Source organism: Pontimicrobium sp. MEBiC06410, from assembly GCF_053601615.1.
The window spans coordinates 44,580-59,179 of record NZ_JBSHNT010000131.1; the positions used below are offsets into that span (position 1 = coordinate 44,580).

Genomic DNA, 14,600 nt, shown 5'->3' on the forward strand with positions numbered 1-14,600 from the left:
TTATAGAGTTCGCAATTATACTCAGTTTACCAATACTATAATTTCATGCATGGTTATTCGTAAACCTATTTTTTCTTCTTCAAATACTTCCTTTTAAAACGTTTCTTTCTGTTAATCTTTAATTTAAATTGTCTTGAAGAGTCTAATAGTAAATTATAAACAGTCTCAAAAGATTCTCCACTTAAATTGGCATACTCTTTAGCTATAATTCTAATCATTTTTTTAGAGAGCCATAATCGCTTAAGGTTATCCATACGTTTTGATAAACTCATGGTTTCAAAACGCATTCTATTTAAATCTATTAAATAAAAATCATACCCGTTGTCCTTTTTTACAATTAGTGTATTACCAGGAGAATGGTCTAAAAAGTTAATATTATTTTCGTGTAGTTTATAAGTAAAGGCAGTAAACTGTTTTAAAATCTTGTCTCGTTCTGGATATAATGGATTATGTATTAACACTCTAAAATCTAAGTCGTAATCCACATGCTTACTAATGTAGTAGCTAGATTTTAAGCCTACTGCATTTGTATTTTCTATATATGCTATGGGAAATGGTGTTAATATATTAGCTTCTGTAAGTCGTTTAGCATACTCAAAAGAGCGCCTAGCTTTAGACTTCCTAACATGCTTGTATATAACACTATTAAAAGCTTTAGGTGTTTTAAACGATTTTATATTAATGGTTTCGTCTGCTACTGCAAAGCTTTTTATAACATTACGTTCGCCTTTAGTTATGTACGTTCCTTTAGTTTCAAAATGTGCAATACTGTCTAACAGTTCTGTTTTTAAATGTTTGTATTTTGGATGGATGTGTACAATACTCATATAATGCGGTTATTTTTCAAAGATATGTGAAACTAAATTTTAATAAAAGCCGAAAAAATAATATTTTGCGTACAGACACCAATTAACTAGCATAGATTCCCTAATTATAGGGAAATGAGTATGAAAAACATTTTAGTTATACAAAACAAACGTATTGGAGATGTATTAATCGCTTCTGTAATTGCGCAGAATATGAAAAAACTATATCCCGAAAGCACTATAGATTATTTAGTTTACGATTATACTACTGGTGTTATTGAAAACAATCCTAATATTGATAATATTATTGTTATTAATGACGCCGAATTAAAGAAAATAGGAAACCTACTCGCTTTAATAAAAACCATTAAAAAACGTAAATACGATATTATTTTCGATCCTTACGCAAAAATGCAAAGTCGATTAATTTGCTTGTTTTCTAAAGCACCTATGCGCATTGGATTTAAAAAACGAGAAAAAAACCCACCGTTAAAATTTTATACTCACAATATTTCTTTTTTAAAACAGAAATCTAAAAACTGCGGAAAAGCCATTGAGGACCGTATTAATATGATAACGTCTGTTTTTGATTGTTCTAAAATAACCATAGACGAAGTACCACAAATTACATTAACTGCTCAAGAGCAATTGTATGATAAACTAGAAAAATACGACAAACCGTTTATAATGTTAGGAATTTTAGGTAGTACGCCTCAAAAATCTATGCCTTATGAATATATTGTTACTATTATAGATTACATTACAAAACATTATAATGTAAATGTCCTTTTTAATTATGCGCCACACCAAAAAGAGGATGCTTTATCTATATACGAGCAATGTGCAGATAAAGACAATATTGTTATAGATATTTATGAAGATAGTATTCGTGGTTTTATAACACTAATGAATAAGTGTACATTATTAGTTGGTAATGAGGGCGGAACGATACACATATCTAAAGCATTAAACAAACCAACATTTACAATTTTTTCTCCTTATGTTTTAAAAGAGCATTGGGCTAGTTTTGAAGATGGAACAATGCATACGTCTATACATTTACTAGAGGAAAAACCCGATTTGTTTTCTAAAGATAGAAGTGAACGCAGAAAAATTGAAGAAGACCCAACTTATATGTATAAACAATTAACGCCCGAGTTAATTATACCAAAGTTGAAAGTATTTTTAAATAACCACCTTAAGAAGCATTAAGCATTACATGAATATTATAGATAAATTTCATAACTGGAGACGTAAACAACGCTGGAATAAACAATACAGAAATGGTCGTTGGGATAACTTAAAAAATGAAAGAGAACGTATTAGATACCAAACTATAGCCAATAATATTGGTAAACATGGTAAAAGTGGTTCGGATATTTTAGCTTTAGGGTGTGGAGAGGGTATTTTACTAGAAAATCTACAAGACACAGATTTCAACTTTTTCTATGGTATGGACTTCTCGTCTGTCTCCATAAAAAAAGCTAACAAAAAACAGTTAAAAAACTCTAAGTTTGTTTGCGCAGATATACACACATTTATTCCAGAAGCAAACTACGATGTTATTGTGTTTAACGAAGCTTTTTATTACATACACGAAACTGAAAAGGCTAATGTTTTAAAAACCGTATTATCGCATTTAAACGACAATGGCATTTTAGTTATTTCTATTTACAGAGAAGGTTTAGGCTGTTGGGAGTATTTTGATGACAACCCACAACTTAAAAAACTAGATTTTGAAACTGTAACTACAGACGAAGAAAAAACGTATTGGAAAATAGGAACTTACAGAAAATTGTAAGTTTAACTATTATACATTTAGAGAGAGTTGAGTTCATAAAATGAGTTCTCGATACAATTCCGATAGCTATCGGAATCACTCGAACCGACGTTCACTTCTTTTTGTATTAAATGTAAGCTTACTCTTTTACCTCTAACTTTTCTATACCATAAGGTGTTTTTATCACTTTATTGTATTTTGTATTACGTCTTATGGCTAAATTTCTGTCTAACGATTCTTTAGTTTTATAACCTCTAGGGTGTTCTAAGTGTAAACAAATAGCTTTATATCTAATCTGTTTTGTTTTTATACCAAGGTTTACCAAACGCTCTCCTAATTCTCTATCTGGCCCACCATATTGCATACGCTCATCGTAACCATTTATAGCTATTAAATCTGCTTTCCAAGCGCTAGAATTACAGTTATTAAACGTTGCGCCTGTTGGTGTAACAACGTCTAAAAAGTTTGCTAACTTATCACCAACACTTAGCTTTAGTTCTTGTTTTTTTCCTAAAACACCTTGTTTTTTTAGCCATTTAGGTTTAAAACAGTCACCACTATCTATATCACTTAATGCTATTGCATCACTTGTTGGTTTATCTAATTTACAATAGCCTCCAGATAAAAAGAATCCTTTTTCGGCATATTTAGCATGTGTAGACACAAAATCTGGTCGAGCAATACAATCGCCATCTGTCATTAAAATATAATCGTACTCTGTTTGTACAATACATTTATTTAATAGTTCTTGTCTACGATAGCCTTTATCTTCATGCCATATATGACGCAATTTTACTGGGTAATCTTCCATAAAAGACTCTATTAAAACTTTAGTCGTTTCGCGAGAGCCATCATCTGCAACTATAACTTCAAAATTAGTATAATCTTGATTTTTATAACTCTGTAACACTTTACTTAAATAGTCTTCAGAATTATAAGTACTAACTATTACAGATATTGGTAAATCCTTCATGTTAAATTTTATTTTGTCATTTCCACGTCGGTGGAAATTTTATATTTTATTGTTTCCGTGAAGACAGAAACTTTATAATTTAATGTCGTTAATTATTTGCTTTGCAAATGTACGCATATATATTTATTTCGTAGTGTTTTAGCTTTAAGAGAACAACTTTTTAAATGTAACTCTAGTTTATTTTTAGTGCTAAAAAGTGCTTCTATATCTAATTGTTGTGCATTTGTTTTCCAAGCCGATGTGTTACAAATCATTGTGTTTTTTCGTTCTGTTACATCTAAGCCATTTTCTCTAAGCCAATTAAAATCGAAACAATCTTCTCTATAAACAGCAGTGCTTTCAATTCTAGGGGCATCGCTAAATAGTTTAGTTTTACCTGTTATAAAATACCCTTCTTCACGCTTTGCTACATGCTGCTCTATAAAATCTTTTCTAGGTATAGTATTTGTATTTGAAAAAATTAAATATTCTGTATTACTATAACCTATAACCGTTGTTTTGGGTTGTATATGGATTTCAAAAAATACATGCTCTGCAATACTATTAACAATCTTTGTAATGGCTTCTGTATTATTCTCGGTTACTATAATAACTTCAAATAAACGATAGGCTTGATTATTATAGCCATATAATGTGGTTTCTAAATGTTCAAAACCATAAGCATCGCTTAATATTATTGTTGTGTCTATTTTTGTCATATAAGCAACAAAGATAAAGTTTTTTAGTAAGTTTGTGCTTGAAATTGTTATGACAAAACTCTCTGTAATTATACCCACTTATAACGAAGCACTTTATCTTAAAGATGCTCTTTATTCTGTTAAGTTTGCAGACGAAATTATTGTTATAGATTCGTTAAGTACAGACAACACTGTTGAAATTGCCGAGAATTTTGGTTGCAAAGTACTTTCTAGAAAGTTCGATAATTTTTCTAATCAGAAAAATCATGCTTTACAATTTGCAACTGGAAAGTGGGTATTGTTTGTAGATGGAGATGAACGTATTCCTTATGCTTTAAAACAAGAAATTTTAAAGGCCATGAACTCTGGAAAACATAGCGGTTATAAACTTAATTTCCCTCATTTTTATATGAATCGTTTTCTGTATCATCATAGTGACGATGTGACACGATTAGTTATTAGAGAACGTTGTCGTTTTGAAGGGAGTGTACACGAAAAACTCATTGTAGAGGGGTCTATTGGTAAGCTAAAAAACCCTGTATTGCACTACACGTATAAAGGCTTAATGCATTATATAAGTAAAAAGGATAGTTATGCTTGGTTTCAAGCAGAGCAGATGCTTAAAAAAGGAAAAAAAGCCACCTATTTTCATTTAGCTTTTAAACCGTTCTATCGTTTTTTTAGCAGTTATATATTACGTCGCGGTTTTATGGATGGTATTCCTGGTTTAACGGTTGCTACTATAAATGCTTATGGTGTTTTCTCTAGATATGTTAAGTTGATATTGTTGCAGAAAGGCATTCGTTAGAATATATAAATACCAATAAAAAATGCTTCAGCAAAAAACTGAAACGCATTTCCCTACTTTAGAACTTAATATTATTGCTTAACTAAAACATAACGCCCAAAAGGTAAACTAGGTTCTCCGTTTGCTCCTTCTGGTAAAACAGAAGTTCCTTTTCCTGCAAAATCTATTTGCATTTTTGGAACTAATTCATTTAAAAAACGTAAACCCATATACATCTCTGGCAAATGCTCTAGATTAAGACTAGGGTCGCTAAAATCTATTTTTACTCGTTTCTCTCCTATCTCACAATTAGAACACCCTGGGAAACCTTTTTTATAGATTATTAAACAACCTGTAAGGTTATGATCATATACATCTTGTAAGTTATTTAAATTTGATAACGTATTTATTTTCTCAACACCATTCTCTACATATTTATATTCTCCCACTAATAAATCTTCATACCAATTATCATTAAATACCTGCGTTTTTTTCTGAAATACAACTTTTAAAGAAGTACTACCGTTTGTATATAGCCATGTTCCTACAAATTTATCTAATTCATTATACACATCTTTTAGATAAGCTCCATCTATCAATTCTGTTTGCCTGTCATCTATATCAATAATTGGATTTTGTGCTTTGCATGCGAAGGTTAACATTACAAATGCTATTATATATATTTTTTTCATTTTTATTTTTTATTAATTACATGGTTTTAATCTTATATCACTATTAGCTGTATCTCCATTCAACAAAATCAACTCTTCCCATCCAACTGGTTCTCCAGTAGAGTTTTCTTTAGTTTTATATAGAGAAATACCTAAATCATATTGTATATTAATATGCCTAAGAAGTATTATTTGGTACTCTTTAGGAGTACCATTTGGATTATCAAACTGATCAGTTTTTCGTCTAAATTGACTATCTAAAAGACGCTTAAACTTTTTATACTCTCTCTTACTACCTATAATGTTATTCAGAAATTGTAATTTCATCAAATCTTTTATTTTTAGCGCATACGTTCCTTGATAAGTTACCAAAATATGAGTAAATATAGAGCTATCTGGTGGATTATTTGGGTTATTGTAAGTTTGCGTAAAAACTAGCAAATCTTTAATATCTCCATGTGAAAACATAGGCTCGTAATCTGAATCTAAATCTGGATGTGAATTATCTACATGAATGTGTACTCCACCTGTAACATTTGCAGAAGAAGCGTATTTGCAAAATCCTTCACCCCTTTTATTCTCGGGTACATCATCTAATGCAGGAGGAAAACTCGAAGTTTTTCTTATTGTAAACCCTTCCTCTGTTTTACCACTTAATTCTCCTTTTAGTTCTGTAATAGCTTCTTTTAGGGTTTTAAGGCTTGGAGGTATAGAATCTGGATGGACATCTAATAGCGCTTGAAGCTCCTCACAATTCTTTTGATGGATAGGATCGTATTCTTGAGGACAATCGTCTCCTCTACATGGAGGAGTCGGCGTTGTAGCATCTTCTGGATTTCCTCCTCCGTTAGGGTTTGTAGTATCTGTATTGGTATTACTGGGGTCTTCTGTACCATCAGTATCTCCCATATTTACTGTTCCTCCTCCATCGCCTTCACATACTCCATCATAATAGCAAGTACCATGTTGAGGACATCTATCTCCTAAAACACCTGGCTCTTCTGCAATAATACCAAAAGGATGTTTAGGATTTCCCCATAAACAACAATCTAATATAACTCGTGGACATGCGGTTTCTTTATTAAAAATATCAGTAATCAATCCTGAATCATTTATTGTATAACTTTCTACTGTATTTTCGAGATCGAAAGGAATTCCATTATAAAATTCTTCTTTTTCTTGAGCTGTAATATTATATGTTATAAACATTGTTTTATAACTTCCATCTGGTTGTAGAGACACTAGCAAATTTTCTAATACCTCAACTTCTTCTACTCTTTCTATAAGAAATGTGTAAGAATGGTAAGTTTTATCTATATTTTCAATATAAGTTGCGTAATCTGTGTTTATGTAGAAGTCATAGTTACTTGAATATAAAGTCTTGTTTTTTGCTTGTCTATTTTTCTCTAATTTTTCTGTAAGCTTTTCTAATTTTACTTTTAACTTAGTATTAGAAGATAATTTTACTTTACCAAACTTTGATATTTTATATTGCGATTCTATTTTATTCCCCTCTATTTCTAAATCTTTTAAATCATCATCTTTTTGACAATTTACAGCAAAAAAACACAATCCAAAAAAGAGAATTCCGGTTTTTAAATACTGTTTAAGCTTTTGTTTCATACGGATAATATTACTTAAAATTAGCATCTATAAATATATTTACTCATAATATTTAAAAAAGTCTTAATAAGTAAAAAACACTTTTTCAATGAGTAATCGAAAATATCAGTATTATATTACAAATACAATACGTACTTCTACGTATTTTTTAAAACCACCCCTTCCCACGCTTCAACTTTTTCTTAAAAGTAGCTAAACTATCTTCGCCTTTAATATCTATACGTTGTACTTCGTAATTATTTTTAAACGGAAATGTATTTACACGGTTCCCTATACGTAAGCCATATGCAATTCTATTATTATTTAATGTATTAAAAAAGGCTAATTGCTCCTCTCCTTTTCTAGGGAATTTACCATACGGAAAGGCTAGTGTGTTGTGTATTTCTAGATTATGCTCTACAATAAATGCTTTACATTTATCGAAATCCTCTTGTATGTCTTCAACAGACATATCACTATAATTACCATGTGCATAAGAATGTAATCCTAGCTCTATAGTTTCAGGAGCTAATGATTGTAACTGCGCAACACTCATAATAGGCTCTGTGCCATCATTCCAGTCATCGGTACCACCAACGTATTGAAATGGAATGTAAAAACTGGCTTTTAGCTCATATTTTTGTAATAAAGGATATGCATATTCAAATTGATTAACATACACGTCATCGAACGTAATAATTACAGCTTTGTCTGGATAATCACTCGGCCCCTTTAAAGCCTGCAAATCTTTAAAATGTAACGTTGTATAGCCGTTATCTTTTAAAAACTTAAATTGTTCTTCCAATTTTTCTATAGAAATTGTAAGCCCTACACTATTGGTAGTAGCTTCACTAACATTGTGATACATTAAAACTGGAAGTTTTGGCATTGTAGAATTATTTATTTTAATAAAATCTTAGTAAATTCATTACTTTTGACACAAATATAATAAGTGTTATTTAATATCCTTAAATAAAACCAACGTCTTTAAATGATAAGTGCCGTAGCCATAACCTACAACGAGGAAATACATATTGAAAGCTATATAAAAAGCCTATCGTTTGCCGATGAGATTATTATTGTGGACTCCTTTAGTACAGACAGAACAGTTGAGCTTGCTAAAAAAAATGGAGCTAAAGTTATACAGCATCCCTTCGAAGATTTTTCGAAACAAAAAAACTATGCTATTTCGCAAGCAACATACGATTGGATTGTTTTTTTCGATTTAGATGAAACTATTCCTAACGTTTTAGCAAACGAAATTGTAGACACTATAAATTCTGAAGACGCGTTAAAAGCATATCGTGTAAAGCGTAATTTTCATTTTATGGGAAAACGAATAAAGTATAGCGGTTTTCAAACTGATGTTTCTGTTCGTTTATTCAATAAAAATTATTGTAAATATAACGGTAAGCCTGTTCATGAATCTATAGAAACCAACGAAAAAGTTGGGTTATTAAAACATGCTGCAGATCACCATACGTACAAATCGTTTGATAATTATAACGAGAAATTAAGCCTGTATAGCAAACTGCAAGCCGAAGCTTTATACAAAAAAAATGTACGCCCAAATCTATATCACTTTTTATTTAGACCTTGGTACCGCTTTATGCATCAATACTTTTTAAGGTTGGGTATTTTAGATGGTAAAGAAGGTTTTATAATTTGTTATGTCCATGCCTTTTCGGTTTATAAACGCTACATACAGCTATGGGCTATGTACAGAAAAATAGATTAGATGCAGAACATTTTTTTAGAATCTCATAATATAAAGAATCCTAATAACGGATTTGGTCAATTTAATTATCATTTAATTAAAGGGTTGTATCGTGCCAATATTCCAGATTTTAAAATGACGTTGCATGCTAAAGATACTAAGCCGTTAAAAAAAGAATTTGGTGATTATTTTAAATATAAAACGTACCGTTCTATTTCTAGACAACCTTTATTTAGAATTAGAACGAAATATGATGTTTGGCATTGCTTAAACCAAAACATAAAAATAGAACCTCATCATAATATTCCGTATGTATTAACAGTACACGATGTTAACTTTATAGCTGAAGTTTCTAGTGATTTAAACCATGAAACCAATAAACGGTTTATTGAAAAGCTGAATAGAAGTAGTGCCATCACCTATATTTCGGAATATGCTAAAGCGTCTACTCATAAATATTTTGATGTACCAAATGTTCCTGAGCATGTTATCTATAATGGTAACCCCATGCGAGTACTTTTGGAAACAGAAACCTATCCTGTAAAACAGAAAACCAATCGTCCGTATTTATTTTTTATTGGGGCTTTAAATGCCCGTAAAAACGTCCATACTTTGGTTGAGATGCTAGAACTATTACCAGATTACGATTTAATTTTAGCTGGACACCACACGAGTAATTATGCAAAAACAACATTAGCTAAAGCAATAGCTAAAACAAAAACGGAACAACGTGTACATATTGTAGGGACTATTAATGCTATTGAAAAACAATACTATTTACAAAACTGTGCTGCTTTTGTATTTCCGTCGTTATTAGAAGGTTTTGGTATTCCGCCAATTGAAGCCATGCGTTTTGGTAAACCTGTGTTTTTATCTAACCTAACGTCGCTTCCAGAAATTGGTGGAGAGTATGCCTTTTATTGGGATAATTTTGACCCAGAATACATGAAAACAGTTTTTGAAAACGGCATGCATACTTACGAAAGCAATAAGGCAAAATATACGGCTGCCTATGTAGAACGTGCTAACAGTTTTAATTGGGATACTGCAGCTTTGGAATATGCGAATGTTTATAGGAGTCTACTGTAAACCAAAAATAGGCTTTACCCAATTTTTAATTCTATACTTATCTAAAATAGCATCGTCTATTTCTACATAAGGCGAATTCACGAAATCTTCAGGGATTTCAATATTATTTTCATCGATAACCAATATATTTTGTGGATTGTAAAAATCGTAATTAACGATATCTGTATTGGTTGTAATTAACTTTTTACGATAGCCTAGTGCTTCAAAAATTCTAAACGATAATCCTATTTGGTCGTTACGCTGTATTTCTACAATAATTTTAGATTTTAAAATCATACGTTCTACTTGCTCAATAGATTGGTGTTCGGTAATAATTTCAACATGTTCAGCATGCATTGGTGTACCATTAAATACTTTAATGTTGTACGTCCACCCTTTAGACTTTAAGTATCCTGCCAGATTTTCTATTAATGGAAAACGGTGGTCGTTTGTAGAAATATTAAAAAACTGATAGTCGTAATTAGTTGTACTATTTTCGGCAAAAATATAATTAGTAAGTAGTTTAAAACCGTTTTCTTTAATATCCTGTTTATCGTAACTATAAATAGTATCAAAAAAGTTTACAATGTCTAGCTTTCTAGGAAAACGCCTTGTACTGTCGTAATAATATGCTATAAAATTATCTGTTTTTTCTCTTATGCATTGTAATGTGCTATCGTCTAGCATATCTGGACGAATAATAAAAATAGAATCTTGGGCACCAATAGCTGCCATTTCTCTTTTAATTCTATCAAAAACAAAAGTCTTTTTTAAATTCTTACCAAATAGCTTCGAGACAAAATTTTGAAGTTTATGTCCTAAGTTTCTATATTGAAATCCAGGTTTATCTAAATATAAAATGGACGCTTCTACCCCATCATAATCATTTAATGCTTTTTGAATATGCGATGTATACCCAAAAGCAGATGGCGCTATAATTGTTATTGTCATTTTACGTTTTTAGAATTGCTATAAAACCAATTAAAATATTGATGCAAACAAATGTATTAAATTCAAATTAATTTTATCTAATTTTGCATCTATGAATGATATCTCGGTAATTATTATTAATTACAATACAGCAAAATATACTTTAGAATGCATACAGTCTGTATTAGACTACACTGCTAAGCACTTAACTATAGATATTATTGTTGTAGATAATAATTCGGAAATGGCAGATTACCAACATTTAAAAAATAATTTCCCTAATCAAGAAAATGTCTCTTTACACCGAAGTATAATTAATACAGGTTTTGGAGGAGGTAATATGTTTGGTGCTCAGTTTGCAAAATCTAAATACATCCTGTTTTTAAATAATGATGCTATGCTTAAAAACGACTGTTTAGGCATTTTACATGATTATATGGAGCAACATCCTAAAGTTGGGGTTTGTACAGCGCAAAACTACGATGAACATAACAAACATGTTATTTCGTTTGATCATGATAAAGGTATTAGAAAGCTTATTTTTGGACGTAGTTTTTTAGAGAAGAACTTTTCTAAAACACACCCAAAACGTAAAAAAGAATATACAGAGCCAGTAACTGTAAACTTTGTAAATGGTGCTTTTATGTTTTTTAGAAGCGATGTCTTTGCAAAAGTTGGGGGATTCGATACTAATATTTTTCTGTATTTTGAAGAAATGGATATCTGTTTTAGATTAAGGCAAGAAGGTTATACTAGTGTTTTAGTTCCCGAAGCAAAAATATTACATTACCAAGGTGTAAGCACTGGAACGTCTAAAGTTATTAGTAAGGAAGGTTTTTTATCGCATATATATGTTATTAAAAAAAACTACTCGTATGCTAAATACTGCTTTATCAAGTGGTATTATTGTTTAACTTTTTTACTAAAGCCTAAAAAATGGTTTATGCTTGGTTTAGCTTGGAGAGGAGCACCTTTGTGCAAATCGTTAAAGCAGAAACAGAGTATTAACTTCTAAGTATCCTTTTTAAACGTTTATAAATAGAATATTTACTATTAAAAATCTTCTTTTTAAATTTTCTTTTGGTTCGTTTTAGTCCTTCTTTTTGAAAATCGCTTAAAGGTATATTATCTAATATGTAATTAATAACTGTAATACTAGTTTCCCATCTAAAAATCTCAGATTTTGAAGACCATGAACTTTTTTCATGAACACGATAAACAGACATTACTTTTTTTAATTTCTTAATTTTTCTTTCCTTTAAAATGGTTACATATAAAGGCCAATCTCCTATTGGTAATGTATTGAATTTTTCAGGTAATGTAAAATCGTTTCTTATCATTACAGTTGGGGTGTGCATAAAGTTACCTTTAGAAAAGTCGTCTAAACTATAATCATCTTTTTCTGTATTGGTAATATTATCGTCTATTAACTTCCCCTCTGTCTCATCATAAATTTTAGCCTCATGAAAACAAATGGCATAATCGTTATTTGCTTCTAAAAAATCCACTTGAGTTTGAAGCTTTTTCTCATCAAGCATATAATCATCTCCTTCACAAAAAGCAATATACTTTCCCTTGCAAGATTTTATAACGTTTACAAAGTTGGGAACCATCCCTATATTGTTTTTATGGTATGCAATATTAAACTTATTAGGGTACTCTTCTTGATATCTTTTTAGAATTTCTTGAGTATTATCTGTAGAGGCATCATCTCCAATAACAATTTCAAAATCGAACGTTGTTTCTTGAGCCAAAAAGCTATCTATAGCTTGTGCTATAAATTTTTGATGATTATATGTTAATACGGCTATTGAAACTAATGGTTTAGACATCTTTTATTTTTAAAATTTATTTTGCAGGTATACCTTTAACTGTTGTATTTGCCGCTACATTCTTTGTTACTACTGCTCCAGCCCCAATTATAGCATAATCACCAATTACTACATCTGGTAGAATAGTACTATTTGCTCCTACAGAAACGTAGTTACCTATTTTACATCGCCCTAAAACGGTTGCTCTTGGAGATATTTCGCAGAAATGGCCTATAGTTACATCATGATGCAATGCTACATCAAAATTAATTAAACACCCTTTGCCTATACTTACAGAATTACTAATAAATACACGTTGCATAATATTACACCCTTGCCCAATAGATACATTAAACTTACCAACATTTGCATTAGATGCTATTATCGTTTTAAAATCACCTCCTAATGCTTCTATTTTATTTACTAAATTTTCTTTTATTGTTGTGGTACCAATTCCTGTACAAAATACAGGATTAACAGTTTCAAAGTGGTGTTTTAAATCTTGGAAGTTGGTAATTATTTTAAATTCGTCATAAAGCATGTTTTGCATTTCATTGCCTGAAACATTATCAAAAAAAACAAGAGGGGTAACAAACTGCTCATGCAGTATTTGCAGTACTTCTTTAGCATGACCTTTAGCACCTATAACTACCATTATAATGTATTAATTAAGTTACATATTTTAATTACATCTTCTTTTTCTAACTCATAAAAAAGAGGCAAACATAAAATGCAGTCACAAATAGATTCAGAAATTGGCATACTAACAGAGTTCTCCAAATATGGAAGTTTATTCAATGACGGATAGAAATAGCGCCTTGGAAAAATCTCTAATAACTTTAACTTTTCTAAGACGGCCTCTAAATACTGCTTATTTTCAAAAATAACAGGCATATAAGAGTAGTTTCTATCTGTTTGAGGCCTAAAACGAGGAAATTTTAAATTAGAATTATTTTCTAATAACTCCTCGTAGAGCAATGTTAATGTTTTTCTTTTCTCAATAATTTCATCAATATATGGTAGAACGCTTAAACCAACTGCAGCTTGCATTTCTGAAGCTTTCGCATTAATTCCTAACCCGTAATATTCCAAAGGTCCGTTATGTCCAAAATTATGATGGTAATAACATTTTTTATATAATGTTTCATTAGGAATAAAAATAGCACCACCTTCTCCAGTATGAAATAATTTAGTAGCATGAAAACTAGTCGTTATAACATCTCCATACGAGAATATAGATTTACCTTTATAGTTTACAGCAAAGCAATGTGCTGCATCATAAATAACTTTAAGGTTATGTTTTCTTGCAATCGTTTCTATAGCTTCAATATCGCAAGGGTTCCCAAATACATGTGTTGCTAAAATAGCTTCTGTATGCTCAGTTATGGCTGCTTCAATTTTAGCAGGATCAATAGTTAACATATCTTGTTCAATATCTACAAAAACAGGAGTACATTTCTCCCAAACAATTGCAGATGTAGTAGCTACATAACTAAAAGGTGTTGTAATAACTTCTTTTGTTATACCTAACGACTTTAAGGCTATTTGCAAAGGCAAAGTACCATTGGTTGTTATAAAAAAATTAGAGACTTTTAAATATTTTGATAGCTTATCTTCTAACTCCAGAAGCAACTCCCCTCTATTAGTCATCCACTTTTTATCCCAAGCTCGTTTTAAAATCCCTTCAAATTCCTCTATTGGTGGTAAAAAGGTTTGCGTTACGTTTATCATAACTAACAAAAATAAAAAACTTAAGCCTATAATTACTAAAAAAATAA

Annotated in this window: 16 protein-coding genes; 6 read left to right on the forward strand and 10 right to left on the reverse strand. The window is 30.6% G+C overall.

What is annotated here, in order from left to right; genetic code table 11:
* Positions 1-65 precede the first annotated feature (65 nt).
* Positions 66-827 carry a lipopolysaccharide kinase InaA family protein gene (locus ACVC08_RS02340; RefSeq protein WP_452600857.1) on the reverse strand — a complete coding sequence of 254 codons (762 nt, stop codon included), beginning with the start codon at positions 825-827 and terminating at the stop codon, positions 66-68.
* A 120-nt stretch (positions 828-947) separates the two neighbouring features.
* Here ACVC08_RS02340 and ACVC08_RS02345 point away from each other — a divergent pair, with 120 nt between their 5' ends.
* Both ACVC08_RS02345 and ACVC08_RS02350 read left to right on the forward strand, forming a co-directional pair.
* Entirely contained in the window at positions 948-2,018 is a 1,071-nt protein-coding gene (locus tag ACVC08_RS02345; protein WP_452600858.1) for a glycosyltransferase family 9 protein, read from the forward strand.
* A 7-nt stretch (positions 2,019-2,025) separates the two neighbouring features.
* Positions 2,026-2,607, forward strand: a complete 582-nt coding sequence (locus tag ACVC08_RS02350; protein ID WP_452600859.1) for a class I SAM-dependent methyltransferase — start codon at positions 2,026-2,028, stop codon at positions 2,605-2,607.
* A 118-nt stretch (positions 2,608-2,725) separates the two neighbouring features.
* On the opposite strand, the gene ACVC08_RS02355 is transcribed toward ACVC08_RS02350, so the two are convergent.
* Together ACVC08_RS02355 and ACVC08_RS02360 are read right to left on the reverse strand one after the other, a co-directional pair.
* A complete protein-coding gene (locus ACVC08_RS02355) occupies positions 2,726-3,559 on the reverse strand; it encodes a glycosyltransferase family 2 protein (RefSeq protein ID WP_452600860.1) in 834 nt (277 codons plus the stop codon).
* Between the two features lie 92 nt (positions 3,560-3,651).
* Positions 3,652-4,257: a hypothetical protein gene (locus ACVC08_RS02360; RefSeq protein ID WP_452600081.1), complete on the reverse strand. Its 606-nt coding sequence runs from the start codon at positions 4,255-4,257 to the stop codon at positions 3,652-3,654.
* A gap of 49 nt (positions 4,258-4,306) precedes the next feature.
* Here ACVC08_RS02360 and ACVC08_RS02365 point away from each other — a divergent pair, with 49 nt between their 5' ends.
* A complete protein-coding gene (locus tag ACVC08_RS02365) occupies positions 4,307-5,044 on the forward strand; it encodes a glycosyltransferase family 2 protein (protein ID WP_452600080.1) in 738 nt (245 codons plus the stop codon).
* A gap of 71 nt (positions 5,045-5,115) precedes the next feature.
* Here the strand turns inward: ACVC08_RS02365 and ACVC08_RS02370 are convergent, their stop codons facing one another.
* The 3 genes from ACVC08_RS02370 to ACVC08_RS02380 all read right to left on the reverse strand — a co-directional run bounded on the left by ACVC08_RS02370 (position 5,116) and on the right by ACVC08_RS02380 (position 8,185).
* Positions 5,116-5,715: a DUF6705 family protein gene (locus tag ACVC08_RS02370; RefSeq protein WP_452600861.1), complete on the reverse strand. Its 600-nt coding sequence runs from the start codon at positions 5,713-5,715 to the stop codon at positions 5,116-5,118.
* 12 nt (positions 5,716-5,727) lie between these two features.
* The gene (locus ACVC08_RS02375) at positions 5,728-7,317 is read right to left on the reverse strand and encodes a hypothetical protein (protein ID WP_452600862.1); all 1,590 of its coding nucleotides are present in this window, start codon (positions 7,315-7,317) and stop codon (positions 5,728-5,730) included.
* A 148-nt stretch (positions 7,318-7,465) separates the two neighbouring features.
* Positions 7,466-8,185: a polysaccharide deacetylase family protein gene (locus tag ACVC08_RS02380; RefSeq protein WP_452600863.1), complete on the reverse strand. Its 720-nt coding sequence runs from the start codon at positions 8,183-8,185 to the stop codon at positions 7,466-7,468.
* Between the two features lie 102 nt (positions 8,186-8,287).
* Between ACVC08_RS02380 and ACVC08_RS02385 the strand changes: the two genes are divergently transcribed.
* Positions 8,288-9,034: a glycosyltransferase family 2 protein gene (locus ACVC08_RS02385; protein WP_452599664.1), complete on the forward strand. Its 747-nt coding sequence runs from the start codon at positions 8,288-8,290 to the stop codon at positions 9,032-9,034.
* Positions 9,035-10,102, forward strand: a complete 1,068-nt coding sequence (locus ACVC08_RS02390; RefSeq protein ID WP_452600864.1) for a glycosyltransferase family 4 protein — start codon at positions 9,035-9,037, stop codon at positions 10,100-10,102.
* Here ACVC08_RS02390 and ACVC08_RS02395 read toward each other — a convergent pair.
* Positions 10,094-11,032 (reverse strand): hypothetical protein, encoded by a 939-nt coding sequence (locus ACVC08_RS02395; protein ID WP_452600865.1) that lies wholly within the window; start codon positions 11,030-11,032, stop codon positions 10,094-10,096. The genes ACVC08_RS02390 and ACVC08_RS02395 overlap by 9 nt on opposite strands.
* A 91-nt stretch (positions 11,033-11,123) precedes the next feature.
* On the opposite strand from ACVC08_RS02395, the gene ACVC08_RS02400 reads away from it, so the two are divergent.
* Positions 11,124-12,026 carry a glycosyltransferase family 2 protein gene (locus ACVC08_RS02400; protein WP_452600866.1) on the forward strand — a complete coding sequence of 301 codons (903 nt, stop codon included), beginning with the start codon at positions 11,124-11,126 and terminating at the stop codon, positions 12,024-12,026.
* Here ACVC08_RS02400 and ACVC08_RS02405 read toward each other — a convergent pair.
* From ACVC08_RS02405 to ACVC08_RS02415, 3 genes are read right to left on the reverse strand one after another with little or no spacing between them, the layout of a single operon-like run.
* Positions 12,016-12,843, reverse strand: a complete 828-nt coding sequence (locus tag ACVC08_RS02405; RefSeq protein WP_452600867.1) for a glycosyltransferase — start codon at positions 12,841-12,843, stop codon at positions 12,016-12,018. The genes ACVC08_RS02400 and ACVC08_RS02405 overlap by 11 nt on opposite strands.
* A 16-nt stretch (positions 12,844-12,859) precedes the next feature.
* Entirely contained in the window at positions 12,860-13,477 is a 618-nt protein-coding gene (locus tag ACVC08_RS02410) for a NeuD/PglB/VioB family sugar acetyltransferase (RefSeq protein ID WP_452596904.1), read from the reverse strand.
* Complete coding sequence (locus ACVC08_RS02415) at positions 13,477-14,553, reverse strand: DegT/DnrJ/EryC1/StrS family aminotransferase (RefSeq protein ID WP_452596905.1); 1,077 nt, start codon at positions 14,551-14,553, stop codon at positions 13,477-13,479. The genes ACVC08_RS02410 and ACVC08_RS02415 overlap by 1 nt, the downstream gene beginning before the upstream one ends.
* Positions 14,554-14,600 lie beyond the last annotated feature (47 nt).

What these genes read in the sequence shown, in the direction of transcription:
- ACVC08_RS02405 (WP_452600867.1), bottom strand. Translation starts at nt 12,843, where the DNA reads ATGTCTAAACCATTAGTTTCAATAGCCGTATTAACATATAATCATCAA.
- ACVC08_RS02385 (WP_452599664.1), top strand. Translation starts at nt 8,288, where the DNA reads ATGATAAGTGCCGTAGCCATAACCTACAACGAGGAAATACATATTGAA.
- ACVC08_RS02415 (WP_452596905.1), bottom strand. Translation starts at nt 14,553, where the DNA reads ATGATAAACGTAACGCAAACCTTTTTACCACCAATAGAGGAATTTGAA.
- ACVC08_RS02360 (WP_452600081.1), bottom strand. Translation starts at nt 4,257, where the DNA reads ATGACAAAAATAGACACAACAATAATATTAAGCGATGCTTATGGTTTT.
- ACVC08_RS02370 (WP_452600861.1), bottom strand. Translation starts at nt 5,715, where the DNA reads ATGAAAAAAATATATATAATAGCATTTGTAATGTTAACCTTCGCATGC.
- ACVC08_RS02380 (WP_452600863.1), bottom strand. Translation starts at nt 8,185, where the DNA reads ATGCCAAAACTTCCAGTTTTAATGTATCACAATGTTAGTGAAGCTACT.
- ACVC08_RS02355 (WP_452600860.1), bottom strand. Translation starts at nt 3,559, where the DNA reads ATGAAGGATTTACCAATATCTGTAATAGTTAGTACTTATAATTCTGAA.
- ACVC08_RS02350 (WP_452600859.1), top strand. Translation starts at nt 2,026, where the DNA reads ATGAATATTATAGATAAATTTCATAACTGGAGACGTAAACAACGCTGG.
- ACVC08_RS02395 (WP_452600865.1), bottom strand. Translation starts at nt 11,032, where the DNA reads ATGACAATAACAATTATAGCGCCATCTGCTTTTGGGTATACATCGCAT.
- ACVC08_RS02345 (WP_452600858.1), top strand. Translation starts at nt 948, where the DNA reads ATGAAAAACATTTTAGTTATACAAAACAAACGTATTGGAGATGTATTA.
- ACVC08_RS02400 (WP_452600866.1), top strand. Translation starts at nt 11,124, where the DNA reads ATGAATGATATCTCGGTAATTATTATTAATTACAATACAGCAAAATAT.
- ACVC08_RS02340 (WP_452600857.1), bottom strand. Translation starts at nt 827, where the DNA reads ATGAGTATTGTACACATCCATCCAAAATACAAACATTTAAAAACAGAA.
- ACVC08_RS02375 (WP_452600862.1), bottom strand. Translation starts at nt 7,317, where the DNA reads ATGAAACAAAAGCTTAAACAGTATTTAAAAACCGGAATTCTCTTTTTT.
- ACVC08_RS02390 (WP_452600864.1), top strand. Translation starts at nt 9,035, where the DNA reads ATGCAGAACATTTTTTTAGAATCTCATAATATAAAGAATCCTAATAAC.
- ACVC08_RS02365 (WP_452600080.1), top strand. Translation starts at nt 4,307, where the DNA reads ATGACAAAACTCTCTGTAATTATACCCACTTATAACGAAGCACTTTAT.
- ACVC08_RS02410 (WP_452596904.1), bottom strand. Translation starts at nt 13,477, where the DNA reads ATGGTAGTTATAGGTGCTAAAGGTCATGCTAAAGAAGTACTGCAAATA.